The sequence below is a fragment of the Frankia sp. CcWB2 genome, assembly GCF_977927585.1.
This window is the reverse complement of sequence record NZ_CDWRCM010000216.1, coordinates 3,266-4,766: the sequence shown is the minus strand read 5'-3', so window position 1 is coordinate 4,766 and position 1,501 is coordinate 3,266. Positions and strand designations below refer to the sequence as shown.

Sequence of the window (1,501 nt, the reverse complement as noted above, 5' to 3'; positions counted from 1 at the left end):
CTGTCCGGCCGGCCCTGCCTGGGCCTCGACCTCGACCCGCAACCACGCGAGCCCACCCCCGGCAGCGAGTGCCTGGGTGGACTCCACGGTGACCGTGCTGCTCAGCGAGTCACCCTCGTAGACCGGGCCGGTATGATCGCACCCGTCCCAGCCGGCGACCGTGACGATGTTGGGCAGCGCACGGCAGACCTGGGCCAGCGCCAGGCCGATGGTGTGCCCGCCATACACCAGACGCCGCCCGCCCGCGGCGAGCTCGTCGTGATGCACGGTGGCGATGTTGAGCGTGAGCCGGGCCAGTTCAGGCGCCGAGGACACCACGTCGGCGCCAACCACCCGCCAGCGGCGGCCGACCGCGATATCGGCGAAATGCTCGCCGCCGCGCACCTGCTCGCGGAAGACGTCGAGCCGCCACGGCTCGACCGCGGCCACGAAGTCCGCCGGAGAGGGGTGTACACCGACCTCGTCGAGGTCATCGTGGTGACCGGTGTCCGCGTCAGGGTCGGCCAGGGGCAGCATCGCGCAGCGCCAGAAATCCAGCACCGGTCGCAGCTGCTGATCCACCGTACGGACCCGCAGGACCGCCAGCCCGGTCGGACGGCGCCCCGGCCTGGGCCGGTTCTGCCGCAACCCGACGACCTCCGTGGTGGTGGACAACGTGTCGGCGATCGCCGGGAACCGGCGGAACACGAAACCCCGGTAGAACAGGTTGGCCCGCACGTGCTGCGTCGCCAGCGTCGACTGCCCGATCGCGATATCCCACACCAACGCGGGATGAGCAACCGGCCACCGCCCGGCCACGGCGCGAGCCAAGCCGTCGTCCAGGGGCAGCCGCAGCCGATCGCCCACGATCGCCTGGTGCATCGCCGCGTGCCCGCTGCTCAACGTGACCGACGGCGCGGCGTCGAACACGTGCCCGACCGCCAGGTACTCGAAGTACGGACCCTGCGCCGGGACGAGCGGGCTGGCAGCCCCCGCCGTCGACCTGCCGCCGCCCACCGCTCGGCTCCTCCCTGCCTGTCGCCACTGCCTGTTACCGATCACTATTGGCCATACATTATCTTTCGGGCGGGCAGGTGCGCTGCGGGCACGGGCGACCCAGGCGCGGGCGACCCAGGTGTGAAACACGGGCGATCCAGGTGTGGCCCCGCGCTGGCGAGAGTCGGGAGTTGTGGATGGAATCGACCGCCGAGACGTTGGCCCGGTGGGCGCACGACTATGTGCCGAGTGCCGCGGACCTCGACCTGGCGCAGCGCTCACTGCTCGACACGATGGCTGTCACGCTCGCCGCCCGGCAGGACAATCTGGTGGCACTGTCGGCCGGGTTGCCGGACGCGGCGCGCTGGGCGGCGGTCGGGCACGTCCTGGATTTCGACGACCTGCACCTGGAGTCCACCACCCACATCAGCGTGGTGTGCGTCCCCGCGACGCTGGCCGTCGGCGGGGACGCCCGCGCCTACCTGGCGGGAGCTGGGATGATGGCGCGGCTCGGGGCGGCGCTGGG

The 1,501-nt window shown here is 71.9% G+C and carries 1 protein-coding gene and 1 pseudogene; one reads left to right on the top strand and one right to left on the bottom strand.

Annotated elements, in window-relative coordinates:
* The coding region (locus ACY45C_RS18515; protein WP_462188834.1) for a MaoC family dehydratase at positions 1 to 996 on the bottom strand (996 nt) is incomplete at its 3' end.
* A 176-nt stretch (positions 997 to 1,172) separates the two neighbouring features.
* Between ACY45C_RS18515 and ACY45C_RS18510 the strand changes: the two are divergent.
* Positions 1,173 to 1,501: pseudogene (locus ACY45C_RS18510) on the top strand (MmgE/PrpD family protein); the annotation flags it as partial.